The sequence below is a fragment of the Phormidium sp. CCY1219 genome, from assembly GCF_055795085.1.
In genome coordinates this window covers 1-17,782 of sequence record NZ_JAYFEQ010000441.1, presented here as the reverse complement: position 1 = coordinate 17,782, position 17,782 = coordinate 1, and the positions used below count along the sequence as shown (strand labels likewise).

Genomic DNA, 17,782 nt, shown 5'->3' with positions numbered 1-17,782 from the left:
TCGCGTGGGGTTAGTAGATTTGATGACTTGGCAACAGGTCGATACCAATTCAGAAACTCCTGAAATAGATCCGATTGCCTTACCCGCTGGTGCTTCCCCTCAATCGATCGCCCTCGACCCTGGGGATAACTATGCCTACATTGCTGATGGCAAAATTGGAGCGCTTTACATACTGGATATCAATCCCAATTCAGCGACCTATCATCAAATAATTCAGACTATTTCATTTCCCTCCGCATCATGGGGATTGCGCCAAATATCGATGAGTAGTGATGGCCGAAAGCTATTTGTTGCGGCTCCCGATTATTCTTTGCCGTTTTCTAACACTAAGGGGCAAATTCACGTTGTTAATATCGACCCGCGCGATCGGCCTAGTAATCTAGAGAATAATCCTCGATTGTGGCACGAAAAAATTGGATTTATTTCTACTTACTCACAGGTAGATGGTGTTTTCGCTACTAACAACGGTGGTATCGCTTTTACTAACTCTAGACGAGAAAATGAGGGTTTTGGAGTGGTGGAAATCCTCAATGATGACCCGCTCGACTTCACTGTGGGTACTCCCCGCTATGCCTCATTACGACTAGGTAATTTTCTCGATTACTTCGATATCAACTGGGCTACATCGGTAGACATTCTGCGGGATGGCTCTTACGCATTTGTGGCTGCTAAAAATAATAGCTCCCAAACCGGGGTAGAGAGTATTGATGGGCCGCGAGCGGGAAGTAATATTGGGATAATTAAAGACCCGTTTGGTCCCAATCCGAAGTTAGTCGCAGCCACGAGACCGATTCCCGGTGGCAAAACGACGGATTTGGTGCTTTCTAGTGATGAAAAATACCTGTATGTTTCTTATCCGGGTTTAGAATTGTCTGATTCAACCGATCGGGGTGGCATTTTCGTCTTTGATGTGGAGGAAATGATTGCCACTGTAGAAAATCCAGGGAATTTTTGGCTGGATAGTTTGAATCGAGGGATAGGCAGTGTTGGGTTTAATGAGAACGCGAAACGGTTGGCGAGTGAAAATGATTTGGGTTCTGTGCCTATTGATGATATTAATCCGGACATCAGTGTAGCGGCAGATTATGAGATTATTGGGGGCAATTGGCGATCTGACTTTACTTTTGGCGTTCCGGAGGATACGATAAAAGCTCCGTTGGGGATTGGGGGAATGCCGATGGGTTTGACCTTAGTATCGGCATCAAAACCGTTGCAATTGGTTAGTCCGGGAATCAGTGGAGTTGCTGATTCTTTGACCCCTACATTCGAGTGGAAATTTGGGGATGAGGATGATGATGATGTTTGTGGGGCGATCGACCCGGATGATGTGAAGGAAGTAAGGCTTTATGTGAGCGTGTTTCCGAAGGGAGAGGGGTTGTTACCGGGGGATCGCTGGAACGAAATTCAGTATCCGGGAAATTTGGATGATTATAATCCGAATCGCGTCCTCACGGCGACTTGGAAAGAGGGGGTGTGGACTTGGAATGGAGGTTCTCAAGCGGGTGCTAAAGACCAGTTTACACTGCCTGATGACCGGATGTTGACGGCGGGTCAGGAGTATCATTGGGCTGTAGAAGCAGTGACGACGGAAGGTGAAATTGGCAGGACAGTTACAGGGAGATTTGAAACAGCACTTTCCGAATCTTTTAATGATGGCAGATTTAGCAGCGTGACTGTATTGACTCGCGGCGTGGAACCAGACAATTCCGGAGAAAGTATTAATAGTCAAATTAATGCTCTTGCCAGTAATATTCAAGAAGCAGGCGGTTCGGTGATGAAATACAATCCCTCTACTGGGGGATGGCAATCTGTCACCTTAAACGGGAATAGTTGGGTGGTGACTAACGCAACACCTATTCCAGGCCAACCACTGGTATTGTTAGCAGATTGGATGCAGGGTCTCGATGCCAGCAGTTTCTATAACGCAGGTTTTGCAGAAGCGGCGGCTGATTCTTTGTTTGCTTCCTTAGTGAAACTCGACCAACAATATGGTGGTAAAGTTGGAGAGGGGTCTGGTCTTTATGATGCTAATGGCAATCTTATCCGGACCCAAGGAGATATTTTTAACTCGCCATTACATTTTATTGGATTGGGTCAAGGTGCAGTGGTGAATACGGAAATTATTCAGCGGTTGGGGACGTATTTTCCTCATGCTGGGGGAACCAACGCTTCTAATCGCGACCTCCAAATGACTACAATCGATCCGTATGATTACGACCCGACTTTTCCAGAACCCGTTTTCAGCACTGTCCTCGATCCGGAAGTGGTAGTGTGGGACAATGTGACTTATGCGGATAACTACTATCAGAACAAAGGGACGGATAATACCCTCAACGGCAAAGAACTGTCTACAGCGGATTGGAATGTGAACTTGGGTTCCTGGGCGAACTTCGACCAAAATCTAGACACAGGTGGTCCTCATCAAGCAGCAGCAGCGTGGTATGCGGGAACGGCAGACCTCAATCTGAGTCAAATTCCTTCAGAAAATGGGCAAACGATTTATCGTCGCTTAGGGGATTTGTCCTCCTCCGAACGACCCTGGTACACCCCAGACCACACTAATGCTAACTTTAGCCACGGTGAAGAGATGGCTCCTTGGGAGGGGATTGGTACGGGTTGGTTCCACTCAGTTTTGGGTGGGGGCAATCAATTACGTCCATATAATTATGAAGGAGGTAAGTTGAGCAAAGACGAAATTCAAGAATTCAGCTATCCCAATGACGGCTGGGGAGAATATTTAAAAACTAAGCGAGTTTCAGTCGAACAAGAAAACAATCCTATACCTGGAATGCGGGGGGATTTTGCCGTTCCCACTCTATTTAATGGAAATTTTGATGCAATTGTTTATAAGTACAGCAGCCAAAATATTCCTAGTTGGTACATTGATACGCCTACTAACCCCTTGAAACAAAGCGCTTTAATTGATGTGGCAGGTATTCCCGGTTCTACTGGTCTTCCAAATTATGCTTTGCAACTGGGAGGAGGCAACCCAACTCAAGCTACTCATGATTGGTTCATGGTTCCGGATTGGGGAAATTTACGATTTGATGTTTTTGCTCCTGTTGAGAGTGGAGAACTCAATGTTAAACTTGAAACAATAGAGGGTCAAAGCAAAAATGTTACCATCGCTCTCGATCGAGATGCAGACTTTTTAATTGACGAAACTAATAGCCGAGAAATTCCGATCGTTAAAGAAATTTACTCAGAAATTGAAAATCAAATAGGATTTGGCCGCAAAGGTTTTGAAACTTTTCAACTCAAGTTACATCTTTCTGATTCAGAAATAGCCGAGTTTCGAGGGAAACCTGCAAAAATAAGTTTTTCTTTACAGGGTGGGGATTTCGTTTACATAGATAACGTTTTCTTTAAGAGTGATTTCCTCGCAATTGCCAATCCTACAGAGGCTAGATGGAATCTGGAAAGTAGCACTTCTGTCAACAATTTGTTACTAGAAAAGCCACAATACGCTCTGTCTTACAATGCCGATACTAAACTTGCAAATTGGGTAGGGTGGAAAGTAGACAAAACATGGGTGACACAACCACAACCCGAACCGGGAGAATTCCCAACAGGATTACTAAGAAGACCTGAATTTATAGCCGACCCTGATTTATTAGCGAGTGGCCTGTCCAGCTATGATGCAAATATTTTTACAGGATTGGGAATGGATCGAGGACATTTGGCTCCCGATCGCGATAAACGAAGACACCCCAAAGACCAGTTATCAACCTACCTCACAACTAATTTGATTGCCCAATCAATGGATAATAATCGATTTTTTGTGTCGGGAAGTGACAATCCCAGAGATGCTTCTGCTTGGTTCAATATAGAAGATAAAGTGGTGTTTCCACGGGCTGCTCAGGGGGAAGAGCTTTATATTTTTGCTGGAGCTTTTGGCAATAATGATAATTCTCAACCAAGAACAAATGTACCCGAATTACTTAACCTGAATGTAAATAGGGGAAATACAAACCCTGACAATTTAGTCAGCCAAGAAATTCACATTCCTAAATGGACGTGGAAAAGTATCATCGCCTTAGAACAGCCAGGAGCCGATATTACTTCGTCAAACATAGAAGGTTTCGCATATATAACCCCCAATAGAGCGGAACCAGATTGGAATAATGTATCCTCAGAAGGGATTGCCAATCCACTGAATGTATTTTCCCAGTTTTTGAACAACAATCGCGGGAACATCACTAATCCAACGGATTGGAGAAACCCAGATACCTGGCGAGTCACTATTCCAGAACTGACCCACATTCTGAATGAGCGTAACCGAGTTCGCGATTATGACTTTAATTTTGATTTCCTGTCAAATCTACCAGAAACTATTCAGCAGACTTTGAATAGCTAAGTTTTTCTAAAAAAAATAGCGGCCTCACGAAGACGAGAACCGCTATTTTTACATTTTATATTTTGGGGGCATATTGGTTCAGCAATTCTTATTTTGTAATTTTTTGACTTGACTTCTATAAGGGGTTTTTGTTATGAATTTTTAACGATTTATCCAGCATATTTATTTTAACTTAATGTCTTTACTATTCAGGTTGCGTATGGTCAAGTTATATGGTAAGTAAAACCGGATATAAAAACTCCGTCCGATCGAATAACATCCCAGAATTCACAAGGATCTTCGCCAGAACCACCCAACTTAGCATCTTGAAAATTTACTCTAATAAAAGCAGCACGGCTTACATTTGAAAGACTAATTCTTATACCTCTGAGATCGCAGTCAAAAAATCTGGCACTCTCCAAATCACACTGCTCGATCGTAGCATCTTTCAGATTACATAACCAGAATTGTACAACCGATAAATTACAGTCCGACAATTCGGTACTGCTTAAGTTAACATTTTTTAAGTTAGCACTCTGAAGGTTGACATGGTAAAAGCAAGCACCGCTTAGATTGACCGAATCTAGCTTGACATTGCTTAAGTCAGTATGCTGCAAAATAATTGCTCGAAAATCTCTCTCTCCCGCATCGTAGCGTCTGAGCAGATCTTCCCCATCCATAGTTAACCTCCGTCAATCCAAGTTCATGCCTTAATTTTAACACCATTTGTATCAAAAAATATGAGTCAACAGATCTTTCATTAGACTCCCTTTATTCCCCTACTCTATGCGGAAATCTCATACTCGAAGTTTCCTCCGATACCATATCTCCAGTGGTACAAGTATTGCCTTCGGGTGTATTTATCGTAGATGGCGATTTTGAAGTCCCGTTAGGCACTCCCATCACGTTCTTTACCAACGCTACCGATAATGTTGGTGTGGAAGGCGTCCAATTGTTCTTAGATGAAGTTCCCGTTACTTTAACTGCCAATGGAACAGCAAGTTACACTCCTTCAGAATTGGGAACGCTAACCGCTAAAGCAGTTGCGGTAGATGCGGCGGGAAATTTAGGTGAAAGTAGCATTGACATTCGGGTTTACGACCCCAATGACCTAAATCCTCCCATTGTAGAACTGTCTCCCACCCTTGGAGAGGAACCGCTCACCGATTTTACCGATATTATTGGCACGGTAACGGATGACAACTTGACGAATTACGTCCTATCTATTGCACCTGCATCCGGTGGAGAATTTGTTGAAATTGCATCGGGAGATTCTCAGATAACCAACGCTAAATTGGGAGACTTTGACCCGACCCTGCTGCAAAATGATACTTACATTCTGCGATTGACGGCGACGGATGAGAGTGGGAATAGCGCTTCCACCGAGCAAATGGTCGATGTTACTGGGGAGTTAAAATTGGGCAATTTCCGCTTATCGTTTACGGATTTGGAGGTTCCAGTTGCGGGGATTCCGATTAATTTGACGCGGACTTACGATACGCTCAACGCTTCCCAATCCGATGATTTTGGATATGGATGGCGCTTGGAGTTCCGGGATACGGATTTGCGGACATCTGTGGGACGGGATAAACTGTACGAACAGATGGGGATTCCTTCAGTTGGATTTGAGGAAGGTACGCGGGTTTATGTGACGTTACCCGGTGGGAAGCGGACTGGGTTTACGTTCAAACCGGTGATAGATCCGGAGATTGTCAAGGCGTTGCGGATGGGAGCGCCTTTACCACAAAGTATGATTTTTTACAACCCGGCGTTTGAGACGGATGATGGGGAACAGGTGACGTTGAGTGTGAAGAAAACTCAGTTGCTTTACAATCAGGAGACGGGTCAATACTATCATCCGAGTGGGTCGCCTTACAATCCAGCGAATTCGTTCTTTGGCGGGAGTTATACGCTAACGACGAAGGAGGGGATTGAGTATGAGATTGATGGGACGACTGGCGATTTATTGACGGTGACGGATACTCATGGGAATACGCTGACTTATTCGGATGAAGGGATTTTCAGTTCTACTGGGAAGTCGGTGACGTTTGAGAGGAATGCGTCGGGTCGGATTGTGACAGCGATCGACCCGAAGGGAGAAAGAATTGAGTATGAGTATGATGAGAATGGGGATTTAGTTGGGGTTACGGATAGAGAGGAGAATACGACTCGGTTTGAGTATCACGAGGAACGAGAACATTACTTAGAAGAAATCATCGGGCGCATCTAACAGTTGGGGGAGGAACCAGAAGGTGAGAACAAATTCGCGTCCGAAAACAAGTCGTCAAAGCGACGATTGACCCATGCAAGGCGTAAATGTAACAGGTGATTAAATCCCTCCGCACTCCACCGCATACCTACACCCTTAAATCGCTGTTGTATCAACCATTTACACGCACTCTCGACCATGCCCGAGCCTCGGGGTATTCCGTCAGCCTCAAAGGAGTGATAAGTAATGTGCTTTTCGTGACCCTTAAAATAATCATGTACTCGTCGAATAATATCCCGTTGACCCGCTTTTAAAGAGTGAGAATTAGCGAGAGTATTTAGCTCGGAAATGACTTGAGATGACTTCCCATGTCTGAGTTGATGCCGCCAAGATTTAAAGCATTCCTTTGCAGCCCGAGTGCGGCCATCTTTATAGGCCGCAGCCGCTTTCCACAAATGTCCAGCCGCATGATAGAAATCTAAGACTCCCACTACATCTAATGGAGCCAAAAACCGCTCGTATAAATTCCAGAACCCTACTCCTCCATCCGAAAGTTAGACGACCTTAGAGGCACTCTGGAGTCCCGACCTAATCGCTTCTACCATGACTCTGGGGCAAAGGTCATTAATATTTCCGAGTACCGCGACTAGACGCCGTTGATGTAATCGGGTTGCTGTTTTACCTGAGCGAGTAAAATATGCTCCTAATCGGGCGATTACGCCCACTTTCACTTCTCGCCATTGTGTGGCTCCAGATGGTTTTTTTGTATGGGGGCGAAAAGGCACCATAACTCCATCAGCAGCTATAACTAACGGCATTTTTTCCACTTTTGATGACAAGGGAGCGGGTGAGGGGTTTTTTCCTTGCTCAAATGCCTCTATATCCTTGGATATTTTGTCTTCTGCCAGCCTTCCTTTTTCGGCTACCCAGTTTCCAATTGTTTGACTGCAAACTTTGATTTGAGTTAAGTTTTCTAGTAATTCAGTGGTGATTTTAAACGGCACAAAAATAGCCAATAAACATCCTAGCCTAATGACTTCATCCGATGTTTTTTGGTCGGGTTTGATTGATAATTCTTCATCAAGAGGTACTCTCTGGCTCCCAGAACATTTTTTCGGGCAACGCCCGACTCTTCTTGACCACTTGACAATTCCTACAAGGGTTAGCAGTGAGCGTTCCTGAAAACCCTTACTATTTAAACGAGTCCCACAATGTGGACAATCAGGCCATTCGGTGGGTAATTTAGCCCGACGCCCCAACTCCGCTTCTACCAAAAGCCTTGCAAATTCTAACCCGACGCGCCATGCCAGTCAAACAAGAGCAACTAGACTGGACGCTGTTTCTAGTTTGTCAAAGTCGCTTTCCCAATCGGGATTAGCCGCTATTAATCGTTCTAGGCGTGTTATCATGATATAAGTTTAAATTTTTCGTGAATCGGGAATGTAGTCACATACATTCCCTCTTTTTATTTTACTCCCTTCTTGTCCCTCTCTACGCCTTCTCTCGCAAACCCTATGAAGACCCCTCCCCCAACTGCTGGATGCGCCCGATCGCTACTCTACCGCTCAGCAGAATTTCCCTGGCTTTAATTTCTCCCTTCCGACAGATTTTCTCCCAACGTTCCAAAATCTCGATTCAGAACCACCGCATATCAGGAGGATCGATTATACATTGCCAGGGCGGGCTGCATCTGTTGCTTTCTCCAACAAGCTCGGCGCGCGCGTTTTATACAAAGTTCAGCAAAACTTTACAACGATTTCGGCAAATTTGATACAATAAGTCAGATGCGATGGGTTTCTCAATTCTCAATTCTCCATTGTCAATTTTTCGAGCCGATGCACGGCGCTGGCGCTTTTTTTTCAAGCTGAATCGCGTGGAACTGCGGAAAATCTGTAAACTATAACTACGATTGCTACCATCTGGATGGATTGGCGATCGCGTAAAATTCAACCCTAATGACCTTGCACTTATCAACCGCTTATTTACTGGTATCCCACGGCAGTCGCGATCCTCGTCCGGAAGTGGCGGTGAAAAAACTCGCTCGCTTACTCGCGGATCGACTGGCGGTGGCGCGTCAACCTACGGCGCTTAGCGCTCAACGCCATTCCCACTGGAACCGGATTCCCGGCGGATCCCTCGGGGACAGGGAAGGGAAGGGCGAAGACTCTGCATCGCCTTTAGTGGGTACGGCGCAATTAGAACTGCATCCCCTGCCATTGCATCAGCAGATCCTAGAGTTTAGCGATCGCGCCGCATCCCTGGGGTGTGAGCGGATTTGCATCTTGCCGTTGTTTCTGCTACCGGGAGTTCACGTGATGGAAGATATCCCCGAGGAAGTGCAAACCGCGCGGCAACTTTTAGGAGAAAGCCGGATCCTCGACGTGCGCCCGCATTTAGGCAGGGAAACCTTGGGTTTAACCCGGTTAGTGGCGTCGCAGATCCAGGGACTCCAGGCGAAAGATCCGCGCGATCGCCCCTGGATTTTAGTATCCCACGGGTCGCGTCGAGAAGGCGCAAACACCACAGTGGAGGAGATGGCGCAGCGCCTGGATGCGGTGACGGCATATTGGTCCAGGTCGCCGAGTTTGGAGGAACGGGTGGAACAATTACGGGCGGCGGGCGATCGCCAAATTGGCATTGTCCCTTACTTTCTATTTACCGGGGGCATCACCGATGCGATCGGCGAGTCGGTTCGCCAGCTTTCCCAACAACAACCGCCCCTCGAATTTCAGCTTGCCGAACCTCTCGGCCCGAGTGACGAATTGGCGGATTTGATTTTACATTTAACTCAAAAGTAAATCCCTGGTGGAACCGCCACTATGGCCCGGACAATTTCCTCAATTCATCGCCTAAGTTCGAGGAAAAAGGGGAGAACCTGGCTGCTGGCGGAACCTAATTCTCGAATAACATTTGGTGCAGACTTTTAGACAGTGCGATGCAGCAACCATGAGCATAACTGCAACTCAATCCATTCAAGCTATCCTAGCACCTGCGGTGATGATTTCATCCAGTTCGTTGTTTTTTCTGGGATTGAATGCGCGGCATTCTGCCCTGTTAACGCGAATTCGCTTGCTCACGGATGAAAAGCGAAAAATCGGCAAAGAACTAACCCATCGCGGGCACCTAGAAGCGGATGAAGATGTTAGATTGGGGAACATCAGAAATCAGCTTAAGTTCCTCCTGCGACGGGCGAAGTTCGTGCGAAATTCGGTGTTTTGCAATGCGATCGCCGCCGTTTTATTTGTGTTTACCTCTCTGTCGATTGGACTGGATTATTTAATGCCCACTCCATTAACCGGCGACTTTCCGCTGATTGTGTTTATTTTGGGAATGTTATTATTTTTAGCTGGCGTTACCTTAACCGGGATTGATGAATTTATTTCCTATTCGGTGATTTTGATGGAAGTCAAAGAAGCCGAAGCCACGGGTGATGTGGGAAAATTTTGATCGAGAGTTTCCCGGCAGATTTCTCGCGGCTAAACGCGATCCCGTGAATTTTTTATCGGAGATGGGAGAGCCTGGGGAGGTAGGCGGGGGGAACTTTAGCCCCGCGCGAGAACCGGATCCGATCGCCTGTGGGTTCCGGAACCCCTGCGCGATCGCGATAACGGATTCTCCCGAGGGTTCGGCGTTCCGGAAACCTCCGGGCCAGCGATCGCCCTGAGGGTTCATTCCAGATGCTTGCGCGATCGCTTCGCCACGGGGAAATCTCTGTGCGCCTCTCCAAACTGACGGTTCCACTGGGGATCACGCGAGATTTCGCAGCAAGCTTTTCACCGTGTGAACCAGTTCCGAGGGATGAAAGGGTTTGGTGATATATGCATCTGCCCCTTGTTTGATCCCCCAGTAGCGGTCAAATTCCTCCCCTTTACTCGAACACATCAGGATCGGAATCTTCTCTCCATCGGGCATTTTTTTCAGCCATCGGCACAAGTCGTAGCCGTTCATCCGGGGCATAATAATATCCAAAACCACTAAATCGGGGCGATCGCTCTGAAGAAGCTGTTTGGCTTCTACCCCATCACGGGCTTCGATTACCTTCATTCCGAGCTTTCTCAGAATTGAGCCAAGCATTTCCCGTGCGGTAGCACTATCGTCCACAATCAAAACTTTACTCATAATTCCCTCTTGACATGCAAGCTTAAAACATACACTGGACAGGCATCTGACCCTTCTAAGGAGAAGCTTTCCCCGTTGGGGATGGGAAACGATCCGCGATCGCCGCATAGCAGCGATCCCCTCACAGATCGTGCATCTCAACTGGACTTGCGTCTAGATTTGCCCCTTGCAAGGGATCCGATTGCACTGCTATTATTCTTTCGATGCACCGCCGACTTCATTTTATCCCTGTGAAAGCGCCTATTCCCCGATCCGGATGGAATCTCGCGGTTCTCGCCGATGAGCCTACATTGACGAGAAGAGCTAGATTAACATCCAGAACCCGTGAAGTGGCAGGGAGTTAATTTGCGCTCTAGTCTCGACAAGTCTGGGCTTCTCGCCGACTTAGCTAAATGCAAAATTGTCTGCGTTCCATCGTAACCTCCCCATTTATCGGTGTTTGTGTAGTTTATTGTAAAAATTAAACTAGGGAAACCGCATGAGGAGGAAGTCACGACTCGATCCATGACTAAAGTCACCATTTTATCCATGACGTTTGTTATCGGTCAGTTTAGCTTATGGATGCAATCTTTCAGTCCTCTTGGGAAACGGCGATCGCATCAATACCTGGGAGGCGCGATCTGCGATCGCCGTTTCAAATAATGCAGATGCAGGGTGCCATCTAACTCCACCAGGGAGGGGGCGGGGTGTGTGGCTCACCTCCCGCAATCGGGTATTTCATCGTAATATCGGCTTGTGGTTCGTTTTCCGTCTTCGCCTATGCAGGTCTTTCGCCCACAATAGATTAGGTTGGCGATCGATTCGGCGGCTGGTTTGAGCGCTTGTCAGGACGATCGAAATTGAATTCGTCGAGGATTGGTGGCTTTGCTCGAAAGCCGGATTTGCAGGTGGAAGGCGTTGCGGAAAACGGCAAACGGGCACTGGCGTTGGTGGAATCTCTTCAACCCAATGTGGTGCTGATGGATATTCACATGCCGGTGATGGATGGCGTTACCGCAATGGAGTGGATCTGCGAGCAGTTTCCCGAGGTGAAGGTGTTGATGCTGACGAGCTTTGATGAAGATGAATATGTGGCACAGGCGCTGCAGGTTGGGGTAATGGGCTATTTGCTGAAGGATATGCCCTCGGAAGAGTTGACGGGTGCAATTCGCACGGTGGACAAAGGCTATACCCAAGTCGGACCGGGTTTGGTGAAAAAAGTCATGGCAAAAGTCGCAACGCCACCGCAGCGCGAATCCATTTTACCCCCGGGATGGTCTGACCTCACTCGCCGAGAATTGGAAGTTTTGCAGTGGCTTTCCCAAGGTGCGAGCGATCGCAAAATCGCCAATTCGCTTTATATTTGTGAGGGCATGGTGAAAAATCACGTTACCAATATTTTGCATCGGCTTAACTTGCGCGATCGCACTCAAGTCGCAATTGTTGCTCATTCAGTTTTCTCTCGCCAAAACCCCTCTGAGTGAATTTCTCGCCAGTCTATATGATGCGCGGCATTGAGACGGGGCGCTCTGCTCTACCTCGCTATTGGAGTTTGTAGGGTGGGCAGGCACGAGATTTTTCCCCTTTCCTCCTCTCCTCGGCAACTCTCAATCGCTTTCCACCGGATATAATATAGCCGTCGATCGCTTTTCAATCCGGCAATGTGGTCAACACTCCACTGGTACTGGCGGGATTTACCATTGCCCTGGATGAATTGTTCCCATGAGACCCTATATCGCCGCCCCAAAATCTATCGCGGCGGACAATCCTCTGTCTCGTAGCAGATACCGACTTGCCTGGGTCTCGGATAAAATAAAACGGTCACGCCGTCAGATCTGTGTCTATGCAAAACTATTCGTTCCTTCACCGCTTGGCCACTGGTTTGCTTTGCCTGTGCTTGGGCGGGTCGCAACTAGGGGTTGTGCCTTCTCAGGGTACACAAATGTCCTTTCTCTCTGATTCTACCACTTGTCAGAACAGACCCACGCCTAATTTTCTGGTGGTGGGGGGTGGGGGGTCTCGCGAGTCGAACGAAATTGCCCTGGAAAAAAACCTGTTGTACTTTCAGCGCACGTTACGAACCTTCGGATATAACCCCGCCGAGGCGATCGTGTTTTTCGCCAATGGCAATGACGGAGGCGCTACAATTCGCTATATCGATCGCCTCGGACAACAGCATTTTAAATCTCCGGAAATTCCCCATCTGCGTGGCGGCGCAACCGGGGAAAATCTCGATCGCTGGTTTGGGGAAATGGCCTCGACAGCCTCTCGTCGTCCGTTATTCTTCTACTTTACCGGGCATGGATTGCCGCAGTCGTTAATTCTCTGGGGACATGAATCCTTTACGGTGGCGGACTTATCTCGCCAACTCGATCGCCTGCCTCGAGAAACCCCGGTGGTATTGATGATGGCACAGTGTTACTCGGGGTCGTTTGCGGATTTTATCTACCAAGGGGGCGATCGCGCTCGACCGCTTTCCCCGCAGACGCGCTGTGGTTTTTTCGCTACGGTGGCGTCTCGTCCCTCGGTGGGATGTACCCCCCTCATTGACGAAGCGGATTATCGCGATTATAGTTCCAGTTTCTTTGCCGGACTCAGCGGCGTCACGCGGACGGGTCAGTCTGTCCCTTCTGCCGATTATAATGGCGATGGGCGAGTGTCTTATGCGGAAGCGCATGGGTTTGCTAAGGTGGACGAGCAAACGATGGATTGGCCCATTTCTACTTCGGAGGCGTGGTTGCAAAATCGCGCCACTGAGGCAGATCGCGATCGCATTTTCGGGGGGGCGATCGCTACCCTTTTATCCACTGCCCGTCCGGAACAGGAATATGTGGTAAATTCTATTGTATCGCAATTTAATTTCGATCGCCAAGCGTCTCTGGTTGAAAATCTCTCTACCCTCCCGGAGTCTGAAGTTAGCGATCGGGTGCAGGCGGCATATCTGATGCGTCTGCAAATGGAATTGGTCAATATTGGGATGGAAGCCAAACTTCGCGCCGCCGGGGATGCAGGGGCGATCGCCACCCTCGATCGCTTGTTAAACTGCGAATCCGGTTCTTGGCAATAGCGATCGCCCTTTCACAAACAAAAGGGACGCGATCGCGCCCCTTTCGCCCCTGGTCAGGGAGGGTTTTATCCCTCCCCCTCGATTGGCAGGCACAATGAGTTAGGACTGCGCCACGGGAGTGGCGGGAGTCTCACTCTGTGACTTCTGCTTGTGCAATGCGCCGTACAAGCGGTTCAGGGCATTGATATAGGCATGAGCCGATGCGACAATAATATCGGTATTGGCTGCATGACCGGAGAAAATGCGATCGCCGTAGCGCAAGCGAATCGTCACTTCCCCAATGGCGTCAATCCCGGCGGTGACAGACTGTACCGAAAACTCGATTAACTGATTCGGCACGTTGACGACGCGGTTAATCGCTTTATACACCGCATCCACCGGACCGGTGCCGATCGCAGCATCGGTGAGTTCTTCGCCGGTGGGCGTCCGCAGGGTGACGGTGGCGGTGGGACGGGCGCGATCGCCGCAAGACACCTGCACCAACTCTAAGCGGAAAATTTCCGGCGGTTGCTGAATCTCGGCATTGACGATCGATTCGAGATCCCAATCCGTGACCTCTTTCTTCTTATCCGCTACCGCCTTAAAGGTCAAAAACGCATTATTTAACTCGGTTTCTGACAGTTCAAACCCTAATTCTTTCAGGCGATTGGCAAACGCATGACGCCCGGACAATTTGCCCAATATAATTTGATTGTCGGTCAACCCAATCGACTGGGCATCCATAATTTCATAGGTCTGCTTGTGCTTGAGAACCCCATCTTGGTGAATGCCCGATTCATGGGCAAATGCATTCGTCCCCACGATCGCTTTATTCGGTTGCACGAACATCCCGGTGAGGTTGGACACCAAACGGGAGGTTTTGTAAATTTGCCGGGTGTCAATCTGGGTCAGGGGTTCTTCTGACTCGGCGGGACGTCCGAAAAATGAGTTAAAATACTGACGCCGCACGTGCAGGGCCATCACCAGTTCTTCCAAGGCGGCATTGCCGGCGCGTTCCCCAATCCCGTTGATGGTGCATTCTAGCTGTCGCGCCCCATTCTTCACCGCTTCGAGGAAGTTGGCTACTGCTAACCCCAGGTCGTTATGTCCGTGAACGGAGATAATCGCTTTATCGATATTGGGGACGTTTTCTTTGATGCCTCGGATCAAGGCTCCGAATTCGCTCGGAGTGGTGTATCCTACCGTATCGGGGATGTTAATGGTACTCGCCCCAGCGGCGATCGCTCTTTCGAGTACCTGATAGAGAAATTCTGGGTCGGACCGTCCGGCGTCTTCTGGGGAAAATTCTACATCCTCTACGAAGGATTTGGCATAGGCCACCATTTCTTCAGCAATGGCGAGCACCTCTTGTCTGGTTTTCTTCAGTTTGTGTTTTAAGTGAATGTCTGAGGTGGCTATAAAGGTGTGAATTCGCCCTTTGGCGGCGGGTTTGAGCGCCTTCGCCGCTGCTTCGATATCTTTGCGGTTGGCCCTTGCAAGTCCGCAAATTATCGGGCCTGATTCTTCGCCCACGGTTTGGGCAATTTTTTGCACGGCTTCAAAATCGCCGGGACTGGCGTAGGGGAACCCCGCTTCGATGACATCTACGTTGAGTCGGGCTAACTGACGCGCAATGGTCAGCTTTTCGTCTACGTTCAAAGACGCTCCAGGAGACTGTTCTCCGTCGCGCAAGGTGGTATCAAATATGATAATGCGATCGCGAAGCTCGGTCATGGATTTTACCTCAATTCAATTCGGTTTTTTGCTCGAGTCTCTGGGACTGTTTTTTATTTTGCCACTGATGGCTGTGTTCTGACTACTGAACTCTCAGCACTACTTGCAAGTCTCTCCATTTCTAATAATCGATTTTTTCTATATGATTGCGAATATCATTTAAGTCTATATATCGGTCGGTGGCGTTTCGCAATTCTCTAGCAATCATTCCTTCGGTGGAAACTACGGTGATATGTGTATTTTTAGAACGCAGAAGTTCGATCGCTCGCTCAAAATCTCCATCTCCACTAAACAACACTACCCGGTCGTACTGATCTACTGTATTAAACATATCGACTACAATTTCAATGTCTAAGTTGGCTTTTTGCGAGTACCGACCGGAGGTGTCATCATAATATTCTTTGAGAATTTTGGTGCGAACGGTATAACCTAGGCTAATCAGTGCATCTCTAAATCCTCTTTGGTCTTGCGGATCTTTTAAGCCGGTGTACCAAAAAGCATTGATGAGCATGATTCCCCTTTGCTCTTTATCCACGAAATATTCCAAAACTCTTCTGGGATCGAAAAACCAACCATTTTTTTGTTGAGCATAGAACATATTGTTCCCGTCTACAAATATAGACAGGCGGTTCATTGAGCAACCCATAGAAACTTAGACCTAATATTAGTAGAAAATAATTAAACTGAAAAAAACAATCTGACCGGCGGTTTATGTTCCTAAACCGCTCTGGCAAGTTTTGGCTGCAAGGTCTGAAAAAGAGGCGAGAAGGCATGGGTTTGGCAGCCAGACGGGGTATCGCCCCCTTTGTTAACCGGAGGGTCAGCCTTCCTGGGTTAAGGTTCCCGCCAAGAGGCGATCGCCTCCCTCCTGCGATTTTCCCTGGCATCCTCGGTTGCTTCCAATATCCGGGTTGCTTTGATTGACAGTCATTTTAGAAAATAACATCTTTACAATTAACTACAGGTTATAAAAGCGCCATTGGAATAATTTTGTTGGGCGATAAAAATATACAGACTCAAATCAGTAGACCCAATCACCTCCAGTGGCGGCGCGAACGCAGAGCGTCTCGAATTAACAATTTGAGGGATTCGGTCTGACCCAGAATCCTCCCATATCAACTTTACCCCTAAATGAGAATTGTGGATTCACGGATGCAAACAGGATGGCGATCGCCAATGGGTACCCACGCCTGGGTAATGGGCGGGGAGATTTCCCACCGGCGATCGCGGTTTCTAAGGGAATACAAAGGCAGAGAACTCGCCCTTTCCTCGGATCCCTCGCTTTTGCCCTGAACCCTAATTTCAGGCGATCGCCAACCGCAATTTCCCAAAAAAAAAGACCCTCAGCTCCAGCATGAAGCCACCCACCAGCACCAGTCTGGTGGCTACAGCTACTCCATCTGAAGCCTTGTCTTCCCTCCCCCGGGTAAAACCCGCACTCCTGAATCCCCGATTTAGGCCATCTTGGTTTCGATCGCCCAGCGCGCTAACTCGGTACGGTTGTGCAAACCCGTTTTCGCCAGCATATTAGACACATGGCTTTCAATCGTCCGCTGGGAGACTTTCATCGCTTCCGCAATTTCTCGGTTTGCCATTCCCCGAGCGACGAACTGAACCACTTTCAGCTCGGTGGGCGTCAGTTCCACATCAAACGGTACTTGGATTTTTGGCCCATTTTGTCCCCCTTGGATTTTATGCTTTAGCAATCTTCCCGCCTGTTTCAAAGATGCTTCCACCTGGGACACCAATTCTTCCGGTTCAAATGGCTTGACCATATACACGTCAGCCCCGGTATTTAATCCTTTTACCCGATCTTGGCTTTGTCCTTTTGCCGAGAGAAATAAAACGGGAATCCAATTCGTGCGGGGGTCTTGACGAACCTGTTCCACGAAAGCATAGCCGTCCATTTCCGGCATCATTACGTCGCAAATAATCATGTCTGGAATTTCGCTTTCCAGAATCCCTAGCGCTTCTCGACCATTTTCTGCAGTGGTGACGCCATACCCTCGAAATTCTAAATAATCCTTGACAAGCAAGATTAGATTCGGGTCGTCATCAATTAACAGAAGTTGCTTTTGAGGCCCTATGCTGGTGTCAGTCATAACTTTACTAATTGCCGGGGTTGAATCTATAAAATCTAGTTTCGGTGCAGGCCGAGTTTTTTATCTCTGAAAGATAGAATTCACTACCTGTCTATGAAACGAGATGGATAAAACTGCGCTCGAGATGGAGGTAATTTTTACTAGCCTCCTTTAATAATAAATTTAGAAATCCTACAGATTTGTTAAACTAAGCAATTCCGTCACCAGAACTACTCGTCTTCAAAACCGGACTTGAGACTTTCACCTCATCCGGGGAC

At 47.8% G+C, this 17,782-nt stretch carries 14 protein-coding genes and 1 pseudogene; 9 read left to right on the top strand and 6 right to left on the bottom strand.

All coding sequences use genetic code 11. The annotated features are described in order from the left end of the window. Positions 1–22: 22 nt before the first annotated feature. Entirely contained in the window at positions 23–4,357 is a 4,335-nt protein-coding gene (locus AC0QH1_RS10385; RefSeq protein WP_324631014.1) for a DNA/RNA non-specific endonuclease, read from the top strand. Positions 4,358–4,560: 203 nt separating this feature from the next. Here the strand turns inward: AC0QH1_RS10385 and AC0QH1_RS10380 are convergent, their stop codons facing one another. Beyond that, positions 4,561–5,016 carry a pentapeptide repeat-containing protein gene (locus AC0QH1_RS10380; RefSeq protein ID WP_324631013.1) on the bottom strand — a complete coding sequence of 152 codons (456 nt, stop codon included), beginning with the start codon at positions 5,014–5,016 and terminating at the stop codon, positions 4,561–4,563. 152 nt (positions 5,017–5,168) lie between these two features. Between AC0QH1_RS10380 and AC0QH1_RS10375 the strand changes: the two genes are divergently transcribed. Then, a complete protein-coding gene (locus tag AC0QH1_RS10375) occupies positions 5,169–6,566 on the top strand; it encodes a DUF6531 domain-containing protein (protein WP_324631012.1) in 1,398 nt (465 codons plus the stop codon). Here the strand turns inward: AC0QH1_RS10375 and AC0QH1_RS10370 are convergent. Beyond that, a pseudogene (locus AC0QH1_RS10370) lies at positions 6,563–7,954 on the bottom strand (ISKra4 family transposase). The gene AC0QH1_RS10375 and the pseudogene AC0QH1_RS10370 sit on opposite strands and share 4 nt — an antisense overlap. A 546-nt stretch (positions 7,955–8,500) precedes the next feature. On the opposite strand from AC0QH1_RS10370, the gene AC0QH1_RS10365 reads away from it, so the two are divergent. The 3 genes from AC0QH1_RS10365 to AC0QH1_RS10355 all read left to right on the top strand — a co-directional run bounded on the left by AC0QH1_RS10365 (position 8,501) and on the right by AC0QH1_RS10355 (position 10,209). Next, a complete protein-coding gene (locus AC0QH1_RS10365) occupies positions 8,501–9,343 on the top strand; it encodes a sirohydrochlorin chelatase (protein WP_324631011.1) in 843 nt (280 codons plus the stop codon). 148 nt (positions 9,344–9,491) lie between these two features. Further along, positions 9,492–9,992 (top strand): DUF2721 domain-containing protein, encoded by a 501-nt coding sequence (locus AC0QH1_RS10360; protein ID WP_324631010.1) that lies wholly within the window; start codon positions 9,492–9,494, stop codon positions 9,990–9,992. After that, on the top strand, positions 9,976–10,209 hold the full coding sequence (locus AC0QH1_RS10355; protein WP_324631009.1) for a hypothetical protein: 234 nt from the start codon (positions 9,976–9,978) through the stop codon (positions 10,207–10,209). Before AC0QH1_RS10360 ends, AC0QH1_RS10355 begins: the two co-directional genes overlap by 17 nt. A gap of 83 nt (positions 10,210–10,292) precedes the next feature. On the opposite strand, the gene AC0QH1_RS10350 is transcribed toward AC0QH1_RS10355, so the two are convergent. Then, entirely contained in the window at positions 10,293–10,664 is a 372-nt protein-coding gene (locus AC0QH1_RS10350; protein ID WP_324631008.1) for a response regulator transcription factor, read from the bottom strand. 504 nt (positions 10,665–11,168) lie between these two features. Between AC0QH1_RS10350 and AC0QH1_RS10345 the strand changes: the two genes are divergently transcribed. From AC0QH1_RS10345 to AC0QH1_RS10335, 3 genes are all read left to right on the top strand, one after another. Beyond that, positions 11,169–11,306, top strand: a complete 138-nt coding sequence (locus tag AC0QH1_RS10345) for a hypothetical protein (protein ID WP_324631007.1) — start codon at positions 11,169–11,171, stop codon at positions 11,304–11,306. A 197-nt stretch (positions 11,307–11,503) separates the two neighbouring features. Then, on the top strand, positions 11,504–12,127 hold the full coding sequence (locus AC0QH1_RS10340) for a response regulator transcription factor (RefSeq protein ID WP_324631006.1): 624 nt from the start codon (positions 11,504–11,506) through the stop codon (positions 12,125–12,127). Positions 12,128–12,585: 458 nt separating this feature from the next. Further along, positions 12,586–13,710 carry a hypothetical protein gene (locus tag AC0QH1_RS10335; RefSeq protein WP_324631005.1) on the top strand — a complete coding sequence of 375 codons (1,125 nt, stop codon included), beginning with the start codon at positions 12,586–12,588 and terminating at the stop codon, positions 13,708–13,710. A 99-nt stretch (positions 13,711–13,809) separates the two neighbouring features. Here the strand turns inward: AC0QH1_RS10335 and AC0QH1_RS10330 are convergent, their stop codons facing one another. Next, positions 13,810–15,423: a 2-isopropylmalate synthase gene (locus AC0QH1_RS10330; protein WP_324631004.1), complete on the bottom strand. Its 1,614-nt coding sequence runs from the start codon at positions 15,421–15,423 to the stop codon at positions 13,810–13,812. A gap of 121 nt (positions 15,424–15,544) precedes the next feature. Continuing rightward, a complete protein-coding gene (locus tag AC0QH1_RS10325) occupies positions 15,545–16,069 on the bottom strand; it encodes a LabA-like NYN domain-containing protein (RefSeq protein WP_324631003.1) in 525 nt (174 codons plus the stop codon). Positions 16,070–16,575: 506 nt separating this feature from the next. Here AC0QH1_RS10325 and AC0QH1_RS10320 point away from each other — a divergent pair. Beyond that, a complete protein-coding gene (locus tag AC0QH1_RS10320) occupies positions 16,576–16,716 on the top strand; it encodes a hypothetical protein (protein ID WP_324631002.1) in 141 nt (46 codons plus the stop codon). 161 nt (positions 16,717–16,877) lie between these two features. Here the strand turns inward: AC0QH1_RS10320 and AC0QH1_RS10315 are convergent, their stop codons facing one another. Beyond that, positions 16,878–17,525, bottom strand: a complete 648-nt coding sequence (locus tag AC0QH1_RS10315) for a response regulator transcription factor (RefSeq protein ID WP_324631001.1) — start codon at positions 17,523–17,525, stop codon at positions 16,878–16,880. Positions 17,526–17,782: the final 257 nt, after the last annotated feature.

Coding starts and splice junctions, on each gene's coding strand:
- AC0QH1_RS10360 (WP_324631010.1), top strand. CDS start 9,492: ATGAGCATAACTGCAACTCAATCCATTCAAGCTATCCTAGCACCTGCG.
- AC0QH1_RS10385 (WP_324631014.1), top strand. CDS start 23: ATGACTTGGCAACAGGTCGATACCAATTCAGAAACTCCTGAAATAGAT.
- AC0QH1_RS10330 (WP_324631004.1), bottom strand. CDS start 15,423: ATGACCGAGCTTCGCGATCGCATTATCATATTTGATACCACCTTGCGC.
- AC0QH1_RS10345 (WP_324631007.1), top strand. CDS start 11,169: ATGACTAAAGTCACCATTTTATCCATGACGTTTGTTATCGGTCAGTTT.
- AC0QH1_RS10380 (WP_324631013.1), bottom strand. CDS start 5,016: ATGGATGGGGAAGATCTGCTCAGACGCTACGATGCGGGAGAGAGAGAT.
- AC0QH1_RS10355 (WP_324631009.1), top strand. CDS start 9,976: ATGTGGGAAAATTTTGATCGAGAGTTTCCCGGCAGATTTCTCGCGGCT.
- AC0QH1_RS10365 (WP_324631011.1), top strand. CDS start 8,501: ATGACCTTGCACTTATCAACCGCTTATTTACTGGTATCCCACGGCAGT.
- AC0QH1_RS10325 (WP_324631003.1), bottom strand. CDS start 16,069: ATGGGTTGCTCAATGAACCGCCTGTCTATATTTGTAGACGGGAACAAT.
- AC0QH1_RS10320 (WP_324631002.1), top strand. CDS start 16,576: ATGCAAACAGGATGGCGATCGCCAATGGGTACCCACGCCTGGGTAATG.
- AC0QH1_RS10315 (WP_324631001.1), bottom strand. CDS start 17,525: ATGACTGACACCAGCATAGGGCCTCAAAAGCAACTTCTGTTAATTGAT.
- AC0QH1_RS10350 (WP_324631008.1), bottom strand. CDS start 10,664: ATGAGTAAAGTTTTGATTGTGGACGATAGTGCTACCGCACGGGAAATG.
- AC0QH1_RS10335 (WP_324631005.1), top strand. CDS start 12,586: ATGTCCTTTCTCTCTGATTCTACCACTTGTCAGAACAGACCCACGCCT.